Genomic DNA, 15,147 nt, shown 5'->3' on the forward strand with positions numbered 1-15,147 from the left:
GTGCGAGTGCGGCAATAGTCCTTTGCGCACGGTGGCAGGATGCCGCGGCGCGTGCCGTTCATCGCGCGTCGTGCCGACGGGAACGGCCGGTTACGCCGCACGATGGTGGGCGACGGGTCAGATCGCTTCGAGCCGGTAGCCCAACGTGTACACCGCGCTGAGCCGCACGCCGTTCGACGGCTGCAGCGCGAGCTTCATGCGCAGCCGGTAGATATGCGTGTCGAGGCTGCGCGACACGCCAGCCATGTCGCGCCCCCAGAGCGAGCGAATCAGCGCGTCGCGCGGCATGATCCGCCCGGGATTGCGGAACAGCAGCACGGCGAGATCGAATTCCCGCGGCGTCAGCTTGACCGGCGCCCCGTTCAACAGCACGGTGCGCGTCTTCGTGTCGATCAGGTAGCAGCCGAGATTGAGCGCATCGTGCCGGCTGCCGCCGCCGTGATAGGCGCGCCTCAGCAGCGCATTGATCCGTGCCTGCAGTTCGAACCGATTGATCGGCTTCGACATGTAGTCGTCCGCGCCTGCGTTGATCGCGGAGAAGATCTCGTCGTCCCGCGTCCGGTTGGTCAGAAAAAGGATCGGCAGATGGCCGCCGATGCGTTCGCGTGTCCATTGGAGCACTTCGAATCCGGACATGCCGGGCACCCGCCAGTCGAGTATCAGCAGATCGACCACCGAACTCTCCAGATGGCGAATGGCCTGATCTCCGTTGCTGACCACGTGCATGCGATAGCCGGCCGGTTCCAGTATCGACGTGATCAACTCGACATAGGCGGGATCGTCCTCGAGATAGAGAACGTTCATGTTACGGACTCCTTCAATATTGATCGTAACGGCCAATCCGTATCGAGCGTCCGGGCGGGAAAGGGAGATCCGGCTCACGCACGCGACGATCGTCAGCACGTAATTTGCCGCGATATTCGTCTCGATGCGTCGGAAAAATTGTCAACGATTTTGAACGTGTGGAATTCGTTAAGTTAGTGCTATTGATCATTTTTTTGGGTGTGTGGAAGGCACGAGGTTGGGTCTCTTTGTTGACAAAGGTTGTCAATTTCCGCGAACGGCGCGATTACGCTTGATCGTGTCGGCAGCAGGTCGGCGCAATGACAGGAACGAGGAATTCAGGGGGGCGGGCATGTTGATTTACAAGTCGTTTGTGGAAAAGAAGGCGCTGCTCGAGGCCCAGCTGGAGCGGGAACGTCTTGCCATTGCGGCGACGGTATTGATCGAAGTGCGACGTTGTGTCGAAGAGTTCGGTTTCACGCCGCACGAGATTTTTTCCGGTGACGGCGGTACACCCGGAAGAAGGCGTCGCGCGAAATACTTCAATCCGGAGACCGGACAGACGTGGTCCGGCGTCGGCCGTGAACCGGCATGGATACGCGGTCAGGATCGAAGCCGGTTCGCGATCGATGCGCCGCCCGTCGATTCGAATCAACCTGAGTACTCCTGATCTTGTATGAATGATGAATCGGCATGTGGGTGCGGGCGGTGCGGTAACGCTGATGTTTCCCCGTGCGTTCCTCCCGCCCGGCAGGCCGGTCACCGACAGCGCGATCGCCGGTCGGTTGGCTGGCTTGCCAGGGCCCGATCGCCATCATAAATGGGACCGGTTCCAATGCAAACATATTACATCTTCATTGTGACATTTCGTGAAACTGACCAAGGTCCTGCCGGCAACGAGGCGGGATACGGGGTCGTAGCGAGGGGAAATGCGTATGAACGACGGAATGACCGGTCGGGATCATCCGGGGCTGGCGCCCGAACCCATTTGCGTGGGTATCGGCGTGACACACGACACGCTAGAGATGTGTATTTCGTCGGTGAGCGCGATTTTCGGGTACCGGAACGAGACGTTCGGCATCGAGTCGCTGGCCGATGCGGTCGCCGGATGGGCGCCCGCGCTCATCGTGCTGGAATCGGCCGGCGGGGCCGAGCATGAGGTGGCGTGCGCGCTGCAGGCGCTGCGATTGCCGCTTGCCATCGTCAAGCCGCATCAGGCGCGGGACTGGCTCCCGGATTCGGCGACGCTACCGCTCGACGGAAAAGGGGCGCGGGCGCGCCTGCTGGCGGCGCTCGCCGATGCGCTGGACCGGCATCCGTCGTGCGGGCGCCTCGTCGAGCCGCTAGCCGATCCGCAACTGGCGCACGTGCAGGCCCTGGTTCAGCGGCGACGTCAACTGGCGCGCATGCACATCGCGGAATATCAACTGCTGACGTTGTGTCACGCGAGCGTGCGCAATGGCATCGTGCAGACGATCGCATTCCTGAAACACCAGATCGCGGTGATCGATTGCCATTGCGCGCGGCATGTGAACACGCAGCGCGTCGAGTTTGCGCGGTTGCTGGCGCACGAGGTGCGGCCCGGCCGCGTCGCGCGTCACGTGCAGGTCGGCGCGTTCATCCGCAACTGGCGGGCGAAGTGACGCGGCGATGCCCTCCGTTCAGGCGACCCACTCGTTGATGACCGGCGTATCGAGCGCCGGCGCGCGCTCGGCTTCCTCGAACGTGCGCTTGCTGCACGTCGCATCGAGGCTGCCCTTGCCGCTCAGCAGCGGGCAGCGGTCGAACACTTCGGCGATCCAGTCGACGAACACGCGGACCTTCGGTGACAGATGGCGGCTGTGCGGATACACGACCGAGATCGGCATCGGCAGCGGCTTGACGCCGGGCAGCACTTCCTTGAGCCGGCCTTCGCGCAGGTGCGGCAGCACCATGAACAGCGGCGGCTGGATCAGCCCGAAGCCCTCGACCCCGCACGTCACGTATGCATCCGCGTCGTTCACCGACACGATGCCCTCCATCTTCATCTCGACTTCCTTGCCTTCGATCAGGAAGGTCCAGTCGATCGTGCGGCCGGTGCGGCTCGAGAAGTAGTTGACGGCCTTGTGCTGGCTCAGATCGTCGATCGTCTGCGGCTCGCCGTGGCGCTCGAGATAGTCGGGCGACGCGACCGTCACGCATTCGAACAGGCCGACGCGGCGCGCGACCAGCGACGAGTCCTGCAGCGCACCGACGCGGATCACGCAGTCGACGCCTTCCTGCAGCAGGTCGACGGGCCGGTCGGACAGGCCGAGCTGCAGGTCGATGTCCGGATAGCGCGTATGGAATTCGCACAGCGACGGGATCACGAGCAGCCGCCCGATCGAGCCCGGCATGTCGATACGCAACTTTCCGTGCGGTTTCCGGTTGTTGGCCTGGAAGCTTGCCTCGGTTTCCTCGACGTCCGCGAGGATCCGCACGCAGCGTTCGTAGTACGCGGCGCCGTCCGGCGTGAGCGACAGCCGGCGCGTGGTCCGGTGCATCAGTCGCACGCCGAGGAAGGCTTCGAGATTCTGGATGATCGTCGTGACGGACGCCCGCGGCAGGCCGAGCGTTTCTGCTGCCTTGGTGAAGCTGCTTGTATCGACGACGCGAGTAAACACCTGCATGGCCTGAAGCCGGTCCATCACAACCTCCGCAATCTAATTTGCCGCCGGAACAAAGAGGCTGCGCTACCTCGTGGGTAAACGCAGCCTCGGATTGTTCGGGGGCGTTGAATTGTGTTGCCGGATTATAGGCATTTATCCCAATGTCTGCCGGACCCAGAATTCGTTCCATCTCGAAATGGATGCTGCATCGTCATGGACGCCTCTGAATTCAGCAAATTCCTGAAAGCCGCGCTGCCCGCTCAAGCCATAGCGGGCGCGGCGCTGACGGTTGCCGAAGTGGAAATTCCCGGCTACGCACAGGACATCGTGCTGCGCCTCTACCGCCGCCCGGACAAGACCGGGTTACCAGTAGTGCTTTATTTCCACGGCGGCGGCTTCGTCCGCGGTTCGCTCGAAGACGCGGATTTCGCCGCGCGCTTTTTAGCAGAACGCTTACCAGCTCTCGTAGTGTCGGTCGATTATTCGCTCGCGCCGGCCTTTCCCTTCCCGGCCGCGCCGGAGGATGCGTATCGCGCCGCCGTGTGGGCCGCGACGCGCGCCCGTGCGTTCGGCGGCAACCCGAAGAAGATCGGGGTCGCCGGGCACGACGCGGGCGGCCAGCTCGCGAACTGCCTCGCCTTCATCGCCCGCGACCGCGGCGAAGTGTCGATCGCCGCGCAGGCGCTCTTCGGGCCGATGCTCGACCCGAGCATGACGCGCATCGGCGACGCCGAGCGCCTCGCGTCCGACATCACCGCGCGCGAATGCGCGGCTTGCTATCGCGCGTATCTGCCGCAGGCGGCGCAGCGCATGCACCCGTACGCGGCGCCGATCGAATCGGTGCGCCTCGCGGGGCTGCCGCCGACGCTCGTCGTCACCGCGCAGAACGACGTGCTGCACGTCGAAGCGGAGAAATATGCGGGCTGCCTGATCTCGTCGGGCGTGCTCACGCAGGTGATCCGCTATCCGGACATCACGCACGCCGCGCTCGCCACGCACGAAGCCGCATTCGAGGAAGCCGTGCGCTTCTTCCAGTGCCGCTTCCAGGCGCGCCAGCCGAACCGTTCCGAATAACCAATAACCAGACCAATCCACGTTTCCTGGAGATCCACATGGCCATCCTACGCACCTCCCGTTCCCGAATCGCGACCGCGGCGATCGTCACGCTCGCCGTCGTCGGCCTCGGCACGTTCGGCGCGATGCGCGTGAACGCGAACGCCCCCGAGAAAGCGGCGGCGCCGCTGCCCGAAGTCGACGTCGCGACCGTCGTGCCGCAGACCGTCACCGACTGGCAAAGCTATTCGGGCCGCCTCGAAGCGGTCGAGAAAGTCGACGTGCGCCCGCAGGTGTCGGGCACGATCGTCGCGGTGAACTTCAAGGACGGCGCGCTCGTGAAGAAGGGCGACGTGCTGTTCGTGATCGACCCGCGCCCGTACCAGGCGGAAGTCGACCGCGCCGCCGCGCAGCTCGCGGCCGCGCAGGCGCGCAACGGCTATACGCAGACCGACTGGCAGCGCGCGCAGCGGCTGATCGGCGACAACGCGATCGCGAAGCGCGACTACGACGAGAAGCAGAACGCGGCGCGCGAAGCGAACGCGAACCTGAAGGCCGCCGAAGCCGCACTGGAAACGGCGCGCATCAACCTCGGCTATACGCGCATCACGGCACCGGTGTCGGGTCGCGTGTCGCGCGCGGAAATCACGCTCGGCAACGTCGTGTCGGCCGGCGCATCGGCCGCGCCGCTGACGACGCTGGTGTCGGTGTCGCCGATCTACGCGTCGTTCGACGCGGACGAACAGACCTACCTGCAATACATCAACGGCGCGCGCAGCGGCCGCAAGGTGCCGGTCGAGCTCGGCCTCGCGAACGAATCCGGCTACTCGCGCAGCGGCGAGATCGATTCGGTCGACAACCGGCTCGACACGTCGTCCGGCACGATCCGCGTGCGTGCACGCTTCGACAACGCGGACGGCACGCTCGTGCCCGGCCTCTATGCCCGCGTGAAGGTAGGCGGCAGCGCGCCGCACCAGGCATTGCTCGTCGACGACGCGGCGATCAACACCGACCAGGACAAGAAGTTCGTGTTCGTCGTCGATCAGCAGGGCCGCGTGTCGTATCGCGAAGTGCAGCCGGGGATGCAGCACGGCAACCGGCGCGTGATCGTGAGCGGCCTGGCCGCCGGCGACCGCGTGGTCGTGAACGGCACGCAGCGCGTGCGCCCCGGCGCGCAGGTGAAGCCGCACATGGTCCCGATGACGGGCGGCGACGATCCGTCCGCGCCGCTCGCGGATAACGCGAAGCCGGCCGCACCGGCGAAGGCGGATTCGTAAGCGGCGCGCCGCTTCGCATCCGCGTTCAACCAGACAGAGCCACACATGAACATTTCCAAATTCTTTATCGACCGGCCGATCTTTGCAGGAGTCCTATCGGTGATCATCCTGCTCGGCGGGGTGATCGCGATGTTCCTGCTGCCGATTTCGGAATATCCGGAAGTCGTGCCGCCTTCCGTGATCGTGAAGGCGCAGTACCCGGGCGCGAACCCGAAAGTGATCGCCGAGACGGTCGCGTCGCCGCTGGAAGAGCAGATCAACGGCGTCGAGGACATGCTCTACATGCAGTCGCAGGCGAACAGCGACGGCAACATGACGATCACCGTCACGTTCAAGCTCGGCACCGATCCGGACAAGGCCACGCAGCTCGTGCAGAACCGCGTGAACCAGGCGCTGCCGCGCCTGCCGGAAGACGTGCAGCGGCTCGGCATCACCACGGTGAAGAGCTCGCCGACGCTGACGATGGTGGTCCACCTGATCTCGCCGGACAACCGCTACGACATGACCTACCTGCGCAACTACGCGCTGATCAACGTGAAGGATCGCCTGTCGCGGATCCAGGGCGTCGGCCAGGTGCAGCTGTGGGGTTCGGGCGACTACGCGATGCGCGTGTGGCTCGATCCGCAGAAGGTCGCGCAGCGCGGGCTGTCGGCCGAGGACGTCGTGCAGTCGATCCGCGAGCAGAACGTGCAGGTCGCGGCCGGCGTGATCGGCGCATCGCCGTCGCTGCCCGGCACGCCGCTGCAGCTGTCGGTGAACGCGCGCGGCCGTCTGCAGACGGAAGACGAATTCGGCGACATCGTCGTGAAGACGACGCCGGACGGCGGCGTCACGCACCTGCGCGACATCGCGCGGATCGAGCTCGACGCATCCGAATACGGGCTGCGCTCGCTGCTCGACAACAAGCCGGCCGTCGCGATGGCGATCAACCAGTCGCCGGGCGCGAACTCGCTGCAGATCTCGGACGAAGTGCGCAAGACGATGGCCGAGCTGAAGCAGGACATGCCGGCGGGCGTCGACTACAAGATCGTCTATGACCCGACGCAGTTCGTGCGCTCGTCGATCAAGGCCGTCGTGCACACGCTGCTCGAAGCGATCGCGCTGGTCGTGATCGTCGTGATCGTGTTCCTGCAGACCTGGCGCGCGTCGCTGATTCCGCTGATCGCGGTGCCGGTGTCGATCATCGGCACGTTCTCGCTGCTGCTCGCGTTCGGGTATTCGATCAACGCGTTGTCGCTGTTCGGGATGGTGCTCGCGATCGGGATCGTGGTCGACGATGCGATCGTCGTCGTCGAGAACGTCGAGCGCAACATCGAGGGCGGGATGAACGCGCGGCAGGCGACCTACAAGGCGATGCAGGAAGTGAGCGGGCCGATCATCGCGATCGCGCTGACGCTCGTCGCCGTGTTCGTGCCGCTCGCGTTCATGTCGGGCCTGACCGGCCAGTTCTACAAGCAGTTCGCGATGACCATCGCGATCTCGACGGTGATCTCGGCGTTCAACTCGCTGACGCTGTCGCCGGCGCTGTCCGCGATCCTGCTGAAGGGGCACGGCGACAAGGAAGACTGGCTCACGCGCGTGATGAACCGCGTGCTCGGCGGCTTCTTCCGCGGCTTCAACAAGGTGTTCCATCGCGGCGCGGAGAACTACGGCCGCGGCGTGCGCGGCGTGCTGTCGCGCAAGACGCTGATGCTCGGCGTGTACCTCGTGCTGGTTGGGGCGACCGTGCTCGTGTCGAAGGTCGTGCCGGGCGGCTTCGTGCCCGCGCAGGACAAGGAATACCTGATCGCGTTCGCGCAGTTGCCGAACGGTGCATCGCTCGACCGCACCGAGAAGGTGATCCGCGACATGGGTTCGATCGCGCTGAAGCAGCCGGGCGTCGAGAGCGCGGTCGCGTTCCCGGGGCTGTCGGTGAACGGCTTCACCAACAGCTCGAGCGCGGGCATCGTGTTCGTCACGCTGAAGCCGTTCTCGGAGCGGCACGGCAAGGCGCTGTCGGCCGGTGCGATCGCGGGGGCGCTGAACCAGCAATACAGCGCGATGAAGGATTCGTTCGTCGCGGTGTTCCCGCCGCCGCCGGTGCTCGGCCTCGGTACGCTCGGCGGGTTCAAGATGCAGATCGAGGATCGCGGCGCGGTCGGTTACGCGAAGCTGTCGGATGCGACCAACGACTTCATCAAGCGCGCGCAGCAGGCGCCTGAGCTCGGCCCGCTGTTCACGAGCTACCAGATCAACGTGCCGCAGCTCAACGTCGATCTCGACCGCGTGAAGGCGAAGCAGCTCGGTGTGCCGGTGACCGACGTGTTCAACACGATGCAGGTGTATCTCGGTTCGCTGTACGTGAACGACTTCAACCGCTTCGGGCGCGTGTACCAGGTGCGCGTGCAGGCCGATGCGCCGTTCCGTCAGCGCGCGGACGACATCCTGCAGTTGAAGACCCGCAACGACAAGGGCGAGATGGTGCCGCTGTCGTCGCTGGTGACGGTGACGCCGACGTTCGGCCCCGAAATGGTCGTGCGCTACAACGGCTACACGGCGGCCGACATCAACGGCGGCCCGGCGCCCGGCTTCTCGTCGGGGCAGGCGCAGGCCGCGGTCGAGCGCATTGCGCACGAGACGCTGCCGCGCGGCGTGCGGTTCGAATGGACCGACCTCACGTACCAGCAAATCCTCGCGGGCGATTCGGCGATGTATGTGTTCCCGATCAGCGTGCTGCTCGTGTTCCTCGTGCTCGCCGCGCTGTATGAAAGCCTGACGCTGCCGCTCGCGGTGATCCTGATCGTGCCGATGAGCATTCTGTCGGCGCTGACGGGCGTGTGGCTCACGCAGGGCGACAACAACATCTTCACGCAGATCGGCCTGATGGTGCTGGTGGGGCTGTCCGCGAAGAACGCGATCCTGATCGTCGAATTCGCACGCGAACTGGAGCACGACGGCAGGACGCCGCTCGAGGCCGCGATCGAGGCGAGCCGGCTGCGGCTGCGCCCGATCCTGATGACGTCGATCGCCTTCATCATGGGTGTGGTGCCGCTCGTCACGTCGACCGGCGCCGGTTCGGAAATGCGCCATGCGATGGGTGTCGCGGTGTTCTTCGGGATGCTCGGCGTGACGCTGTTCGGGCTGATGCTGACGCCGGTGTTCTACGTCGTGCTGCGTACGCTCGCGGGCGGCAAGATCCACGTCGCCGGCAAGGATTCGACGGGGTACGGCGTGCCGGCGCCCGATGCTTGAGGACCAGAAAATGAATAACTTGCACAACACGAACGGCCTGATGCGCTTCGCGAAGGTGGCGGCCGCGAGCACCCTGCTCGCGACGCTGCTCGCCGCGTGCGCGGTGGGCCCCGACTACAAGCGTCCGGACGCGGCGGCGCCCGCCGCGTTCAAGGAAGCGCCGACCCTCGCCGCCGGCGAGCAGGCCGGCACGTGGAAGACGGCCGAGCCGTCGGACAGCGAACATCGCGGCGAATGGTGGAAGGTGTTCGGCGACCCGGTGCTCGATTCGCTCGAGACGCAGGCGCTCGCCGCGAACCAGAACCTGAAGGCCGCGGCCGCGCGGGTCGAGGAAGCGCGTGCGGCGACCCGTTCCGCGCGCTCGCAATGGTTCCCGCAGATCGGCGCCGGGTTCGGGCCGACGCGCGAAGGGCTGTCGTCGGCGTCGCAGTTCCAGCCGCAGGGCACCGGCCCGACCAACGCGACGCTGTGGCGCGCGCAGGGCACGGTGTCGTACGAAGCCGACCTGTTCGGCCGCGTCGGCCGCAACGTCGAGGCGTCGCGCGCCGACCAGGCGCAGAGCGAGGCGCTGTTCCGCTCGGTGCAGCTCGCGCTGCAGGCCGACGTCGCGCAGAACTACTTCGAACTGCGCCAGCTCGATTCGGACCAGGACCTGTACCGCCGCACGGTGGAGCTGCGCGAGCAGGCGCTGAAGCTCGTGCAGCGCCGCTTCAACGAAGGCGACATCAGCGAACTCGACGTGTCGCGCGCGAAGAACGAACTGGCGAGCGCGCAGGCCGATGCGGTCGGCGTCGCGCGCCGGCGCGCGGCGTCGGAGCATGCGCTGGCCATTCTGCTCGGCAAGGCGCCCGCGGATTTCGCGTTCAAGGAAACGCCGATCGTGCCGGTCGCGGTGAAGATTCCGCCGGGCCTGCCGTCCGCGCTGCTCGAACGCCGCCCGGACGTGTCGGCGGCCGAGCGCGCGATGGCCGCCGCGAATGCGCGGATCGGGCTGGCGAAGTCGGCGTATTTCCCGAAGCTCGATATCACGGGGGCGTTCGGGTATGAAGCGTCGACGCTCGGCAACCTGTTCCTGTGGTCGAGCCGCACGTTCCTGCTCGGGCCGTTCGCCGGCACCGCGCTGACGCTGCCGCTGTTCGACGGCGGGCGGCGTGCGGCCGGCGTGCAGCAGGCGCGCGCGCAGTACGACGAACAGGTCGCGAACTACCGGCAGCAGGTGCTCGTCGCGTTCCGCGAGGTCGAGGACAATCTCGCCGATCTGCGTCTGCTCGACGATCAGATCCGCGCGCAGGATGCGGCCGTCAACGCGTCGCGCCGGGCGGCGACGTTGTCGCGCACGCAGTATCAGGAAGGTGAGGTCGCGTATCTGGATGTGATCGACAGCGAGCGGTCGGTGTTGCAGTCGCAGTTGCAGGCGAACCAGTTGACGGGGGCGCAGGCGGTATCGACCGTCAATCTGATTCGTGCGTTGGGCGGCGGGTGGGGCCCGGCGCCGACGGCGGTCGGCGATGCGGGGGCCGTCAAGGCGGAAGTGGCGGCGCGGTAAGCGCGGACGGCGGGCGATTCGTTGCTCGCTGGTCGTGAAGCGAAAAACCCCGGTATGCAGGCTCAGGTCTGTGTGCCGGGGTTTTCATGGTTGCTCGCAAATTTCGCGGGATGTTGGCGATCGGCCAGGAACGGTCGCTCGACGAGCGCAGCTAAATCCTCGACGGTTTTGGTCGCAAACGTAAGCCGGCTACGATACGAGCCTTGCCGCTGCAGCGAGGTAACGCGATGATGGATCGCGTCGGTCCTCGCAAAGACAGGTGTATGTCATCTTGATCACGTGATCGTCGTCCGAGGCGACCGTCATCCGGCAGACGTCGCTCCAGTCGATGTCGATATCTGGAACATTTGCTTCTGCGAGGGGGAGTCTCCCGACCGTTGCGTAAGCGGCGCATAGCGCAATCCAGAGGTTCGGCAGCAACTGCTTGATCAGGTCTTCGTGAAGCTGGGCAAAGACGATTCGTGCGGCACGGGTTGCGGTAACGGTATGGAGCAGTGTGAAGTTCGGCTTACGCCAGTAAGCGCCGATGGTCGCCTGCGCCAGATCGTCCAGCAACGCGACATTGGTCGGAGGCGCAAGGACCGCCTTGCCAAACCGCACATCGGCGGCAACAGCACGCAAACGCGACGTGATCGAGTCGCGCGGGAGTGTTACACCACTCAATGCCTGTGCGACATGGTCGAATCCGGCATCGATGCTGTCCGCCGTGGGGTTTTGGTCCGGAATAACGTCAATTGGCAGGTGCGACGAAATCAACGATGCAAGGCCCGAAGCAATCTCGCCGGCATGTCCGACCTCAATGCCGTAGGCCAGTCGGATCACGGCGTGAAAGGCCCCGCTAGCGGGGGCGAACGGAACCGCTTGCAGCACGGCCGCGATCACTGGAACGATGCCGGCATCTGTTATCCAGTCCTGAAAGCAAAGACGCAGAGCGCCGAACGCGGCCCGGTTACCCAAATGTTTTGTCCAGTCCCCGCGAGAAATCATCGTGTCGACTGGTGGCGCAAGTAACGCGAATTTGCGCTCCCACATATCGAAAAATTCCTGCAGACGAGCTGACGAGGCGCCCATATTGGCCAATGCAATGAGCGCCATCGGGCAGTGGTTCGTCGTACCTTTGGCAGCAAGATCGAAGCGTGCGTTCGCATCGAGAAGCTCGTTCAGTTTGAGGCGAACAGAGTCGGAGTCGTCGCGCATATTGCCGTCTCTCAATCGAAGGGATGAGCGTCATGATAAAAATTCAAGCAAACTTCAAGTCAAGAGCGGTGACGAGAGAACAGCGGCCGTCTGATCGCGGAGTAGTATTCCCCCATGTCCAGGTGATTGCCCGGCCTCTACGGCGCGCAGCCGACCCATCGGTGACGACAGCGGCGAGTCCGTCAAGAGTTTGGAAACTGCTTCAACACTACGTGTAGTGGCGCGCCAGCCGTTGCAACGGCATTGATGGGAACGCATCATGTCAACCGAGTGGAAGCACCGCGTCAGACTGTTCGTCCAGCGTTTCTGGCAGCCGACCAGTGCGTGCATGACCTGCATGCCGGGGAGTTGGGGAAACATCATGAGCCTTTCCCACTGGAGCATCGCATTTCATACCGGTCTGCTTACCGGACTCCTGGCTGTACTGTTGACTTTCACGCCTGTAGGGAAACTCTACGCGCATCGATACGGCAATGCGCTGGTCGTTGGTGTCCTGACGACGTTGGGCGACGCCTACTCGCACACGAGTCATTACCGGATTCCCTATGTCGAGCACATCGTGACGGGTGCGATTTCAGGTCTCTTGACGCTTGCAGCCTCATATCTATTAGAAGACCGCGCGCGACGTCTTCGGGCGGTGTGGGCTCGGGTTTCCGGACAGCTTATCCGCTGACTTTCCGAGCAACGTGTCGATAAGTGACGTCATGCCGACTCGGGCCGTACGTCGGTAGGCTCGGCGATCACCACCGCATAACGGCCGACCGCATCGGCGATGCGCTGCGCGAGTTCGGGGTCGCGCACCGCACGCGCGAGCGTGACGCCGCCTGACAGCAGCGCGAGGAACGCGATCGCGCGATCGTCGTCGGGCGTGTCGCCGAGCCCGGACGACACTTCGTCGACGATCTGCCGCAACGCCTGTTCATAGGCGTCGCGCGTGTCGTCGTCGGCGCGCATCACTTCGGGCGACAGGCTCGGCAGCGCACAGCTTTCGCCGAGGGCGCAGGTGCGTCGCGGCCCGAGATAGAACGCCACGAACGGGCGCCGCCAACGCGCGCCATGCTCGGCCTTGAACGTCGCGACGCCTTGCCGGAGCTGGTCGAGGCCGTCGAGCACGATCTGGCGGAACGCTTCGCCCTTCGACTTGAAATGCCCGTAGAACGCGCCGTTGGTGACGCCTGCCGCCTTCGTCAACGGACCGATGCCGGAGCCGCCATACCCTTCCTGCCGGAACAGGCGGCTCGCGGCTTCGAGGATGCGGGTGCGGGTTTCATTCTTGTGCTCGGCGGAATAACGCATGACAGGCTCGCTTCAGAGCGATCGCTCTTTATTGCTTGTATAGAGAGCGATCAGTGTCTAATGTATAGAGAGTGACTGGTATTTATATCACGTCACGATCCCGATGACCTGACCTGGAGAAAGTGCGATGCCGATTACGCTGACCGTATCAGAAGGGGTTTTCACGCAGGAAGACGAAGGGCCGGTGTTTGCCGAGTTGACCGATGCGCTGCTGGAGGTTGAAGGATTGACCGGGAACGCGTTCCTGGCGCCGAACGTGATCGGCACGCTGAACGTGCTGCCGCGTGACCGGACCTTCGTGCAGGGCCGCGCGGAGGCGGCGGCGTTCGTCGAACTGAAGCTGCCGGCCGTCGCGCTTGCCGCGCCGGACACGCAGCGGCGATTCGTCGAACGGGCGACCGAGATCGTGCTGCGCCGCGCGCGCGGGCGGCTGACGCCCACGCAGGTGTGGGTCAACGTCGTTCACGCGGTCGACGGCGGATGGGGTATCGCCGGACGCCGTTACGACAACGCGGCGCTGGTCGATTCCATCCAGAGCGCGGCGGCGGTGCAGTGATCGCAACTAACGGTCAAGCCGTTATGCGTTGACGAACGGTGCGGCGACGCCATCGCCGCACCGCTGAATGCGGGCCGTCTTCAGCCTTCAGCCCGCAGCGCCCGCACGAGTTCTCCGGCGGCCTTGCCGAGCCCCGTATGTTTCGGCCGCCGCAAATACACAGGCAGCGGCAACCCGTTGCGGATGTTCGCGAACACGAGCGGCGCGAGTTCGCCGCCGTCGACATACCGGCCGATGACCGACTCCGGCAAATTCGCCCAGCCATGCCCGGCCTTCACGAGTGCGATCGCGGTGGCCATGTCGGTCACCTTCCACGTGCGGTTGCCGATCAGCGGCCGCACGTCGGTGAGCGGCCGCTCCGGATCGGCGATCACGATCTGCCGAAACCCCGACAGCCGCTCGATCGCCTCCGGATGCGCGGCGTCGGCAATCGCCGGATGACCGGGCGCGGCAACCGCGATCAGCGTCTCGGTCCACAGCGCGTGAATCTGTTCCTGCGGATGAAGATCGAGCCCGCCGTACGCGACGCAAAGATCGACGGCGCCGCGATGCAGCGCATCGACGATCGCATCCTGCGGCGCGGTGACGACGCTGACCACGAGCGCCGGATATTTCGCGGCGACGGCGGTCAGCGCGCGCGCAATCGGCGCGCCGTCGACTTCGGCCGCGAGCCCCAGCCGCAGCGTGTCCTCGACACCTTCCGACAAGTGCTGCGCATGCGCACGCAGCGCATGCAGCCGTTCGGCGATTGCGCGCGCGTCGGGCAGCAGCGCGGTCATCGCGGCGGTGGGCGTCGGCTCGCGCGAGCCGCGATCGAACAGCACGAGGTCCAGCTCGGCCTCGAGGTTCGCGATCGCCATGCTGACCGCCGACGGCGTGCGGCCGAGCGCACGCGCGGCCGCCGAGAACGAGCCTTTGTCGATGACGGTCAGCAGCATGTCGATGTGATCGCTGGTCAGCATGGTCCGCCGCCTCCTGTCAGAAAAATTGAAAGGACCTGACTTTGGCGGACGCAGTGCCCGCTGTAGTCTCGCCACCTTGTTCGAAACGAAGGTGGTCGGTCATGCAAGGATGGAAGAGACGCATAGTCTACGTCGTGATGTTCGAGGTGCTCGGCATCCTCGTCGCGTCGTCGGTGCTCGGGATGCTGAGCGGCGCGAGCGCGGCGACGAGCGGGCTGCTCGGCGTGATGATCTCGACGACGGGCGTCATCGTCAATTTTCTGTACAACCTCGGGTTCGAGGCGTGGGAGCGGCGGCGTGCGGAAACGACGCGCACCGTCGGGCGGCGTGTCGTGCATGCGATCGGGTTTCAGGTCGCGCTCGTGACGTTCCTGATCCCGCTGATCGCGTGGTGGCTCGACGTGTCGTTATGGCAGGCGCTCCTGTACGACGCGGTGCTGATCGTGTTCTTCCCGATCTTCACGTTCGCGTACAACTGGGCGTTCGACAGCGTGTTCGGGTTGCCGGATGCGGTGACGCGCAAGGCGGCGTCGGCGGCGTGATGCAGAAGGATGCAGCGGGATGCGAAACGATGCGGACAGCCCGCGCCGTTTCGCTTCTGCAAGAAAGAGGAAGGCCG

The 15,147-nt window shown here is 65.1% G+C and carries 14 protein-coding genes; 9 read left to right on the top strand and 5 right to left on the bottom strand.

What is annotated here, in order from left to right; translation table 11 throughout:
- Positions 1-117 precede the first annotated feature (117 nt).
- Entirely contained in the window at positions 118-804 is a 687-nt protein-coding gene (locus HWX14_RS22485) for a response regulator transcription factor (protein WP_175884550.1), read from the bottom strand.
- Positions 805-1,135: 331 nt separating this feature from the next.
- On the opposite strand from HWX14_RS22485, the gene HWX14_RS22490 reads away from it, so the two are divergent.
- On the top strand, positions 1,136-1,453 hold the full coding sequence (locus HWX14_RS22490) for an H-NS histone family protein (RefSeq protein WP_175884551.1): 318 nt from the start codon (positions 1,136-1,138) through the stop codon (positions 1,451-1,453).
- 355 nt (positions 1,454-1,808) lie between these two features.
- The gene (locus HWX14_RS22495) at positions 1,809-2,426 is read left to right on the top strand and encodes a hypothetical protein (protein ID WP_175884552.1); all 618 of its coding nucleotides are present in this window, start codon (positions 1,809-1,811) and stop codon (positions 2,424-2,426) included.
- An 18-nt stretch (positions 2,427-2,444) separates the two neighbouring features.
- Here the strand turns inward: HWX14_RS22495 and ceoR are convergent, their stop codons facing one another.
- On the bottom strand, positions 2,445-3,449 hold the full coding sequence (gene ceoR, locus HWX14_RS22500; RefSeq protein WP_175884553.1) for a putative multidrug efflux transcriptional regulator CeoR: 1,005 nt from the start codon (positions 3,447-3,449) through the stop codon (positions 2,445-2,447).
- Positions 3,450-3,623: 174 nt separating this feature from the next.
- Between ceoR and HWX14_RS22505 the strand changes: the two genes are divergently transcribed.
- The 4 genes from HWX14_RS22505 to opcM are packed head-to-tail and all read left to right on the top strand — an operon-like array spanning position 3,624 to position 10,517.
- Positions 3,624-4,484: an alpha/beta hydrolase gene (locus tag HWX14_RS22505; protein WP_050017334.1), complete on the top strand. Its 861-nt coding sequence runs from the start codon at positions 3,624-3,626 to the stop codon at positions 4,482-4,484.
- A 38-nt stretch (positions 4,485-4,522) separates the two neighbouring features.
- Entirely contained in the window at positions 4,523-5,740 is a 1,218-nt protein-coding gene (ceoA, locus tag HWX14_RS22510; RefSeq protein WP_175884554.1) for a multidrug efflux RND transporter periplasmic adaptor subunit CeoA, read from the top strand.
- 45 nt (positions 5,741-5,785) lie between these two features.
- Positions 5,786-8,971: a multidrug efflux RND transporter permease subunit CeoB gene (ceoB, locus tag HWX14_RS22515; protein WP_175884555.1), complete on the top strand. Its 3,186-nt coding sequence runs from the start codon at positions 5,786-5,788 to the stop codon at positions 8,969-8,971.
- Between the two features lie 10 nt (positions 8,972-8,981).
- Positions 8,982-10,517, top strand: a complete 1,536-nt coding sequence (gene opcM, locus HWX14_RS22520; RefSeq protein WP_175884556.1) for a multidrug efflux transporter outer membrane subunit OpcM — start codon at positions 8,982-8,984, stop codon at positions 10,515-10,517.
- Between the two features lie 189 nt (positions 10,518-10,706).
- Here the strand turns inward: opcM and HWX14_RS22525 are convergent, their stop codons facing one another.
- Positions 10,707-11,714: a questin oxidase family protein gene (locus HWX14_RS22525; protein WP_175884557.1), complete on the bottom strand. Its 1,008-nt coding sequence runs from the start codon at positions 11,712-11,714 to the stop codon at positions 10,707-10,709.
- 259 nt (positions 11,715-11,973) lie between these two features.
- Here HWX14_RS22525 and HWX14_RS22530 point away from each other — a divergent pair, with 259 nt between their 5' ends.
- On the top strand, positions 11,974-12,387 hold the full coding sequence (locus HWX14_RS22530; protein ID WP_175884558.1) for a hypothetical protein: 414 nt from the start codon (positions 11,974-11,976) through the stop codon (positions 12,385-12,387).
- A gap of 29 nt (positions 12,388-12,416) precedes the next feature.
- Here the strand turns inward: HWX14_RS22530 and HWX14_RS22535 are convergent, their stop codons facing one another.
- Complete coding sequence (locus HWX14_RS22535; protein WP_175884559.1) at positions 12,417-13,010, bottom strand: TetR/AcrR family transcriptional regulator; 594 nt, start codon at positions 13,008-13,010, stop codon at positions 12,417-12,419.
- Between the two features lie 127 nt (positions 13,011-13,137).
- Between HWX14_RS22535 and HWX14_RS22540 the strand changes: the two genes are divergently transcribed.
- Positions 13,138-13,566, top strand: a complete 429-nt coding sequence (locus HWX14_RS22540) for a Tautomerase enzyme (protein ID WP_175884560.1) — start codon at positions 13,138-13,140, stop codon at positions 13,564-13,566.
- 80 nt (positions 13,567-13,646) lie between these two features.
- On the opposite strand, the gene HWX14_RS22545 is transcribed toward HWX14_RS22540, so the two are convergent.
- Positions 13,647-14,528 carry a LysR family transcriptional regulator gene (locus HWX14_RS22545; RefSeq protein WP_175884561.1) on the bottom strand — a complete coding sequence of 294 codons (882 nt, stop codon included), beginning with the start codon at positions 14,526-14,528 and terminating at the stop codon, positions 13,647-13,649.
- Positions 14,529-14,629: 101 nt separating this feature from the next.
- Between HWX14_RS22545 and HWX14_RS22550 the strand changes: the two genes are divergently transcribed.
- Positions 14,630-15,070 carry a PACE efflux transporter gene (locus HWX14_RS22550; protein WP_175884562.1) on the top strand — a complete coding sequence of 147 codons (441 nt, stop codon included), beginning with the start codon at positions 14,630-14,632 and terminating at the stop codon, positions 15,068-15,070.
- Positions 15,071-15,147 lie beyond the last annotated feature (77 nt).

Source organism: Burkholderia sp. BCC0044, assembly GCF_902832955.1.
In the GTDB taxonomy this organism is placed as follows: domain Bacteria; phylum Pseudomonadota; class Gammaproteobacteria; order Burkholderiales; family Burkholderiaceae; genus Burkholderia.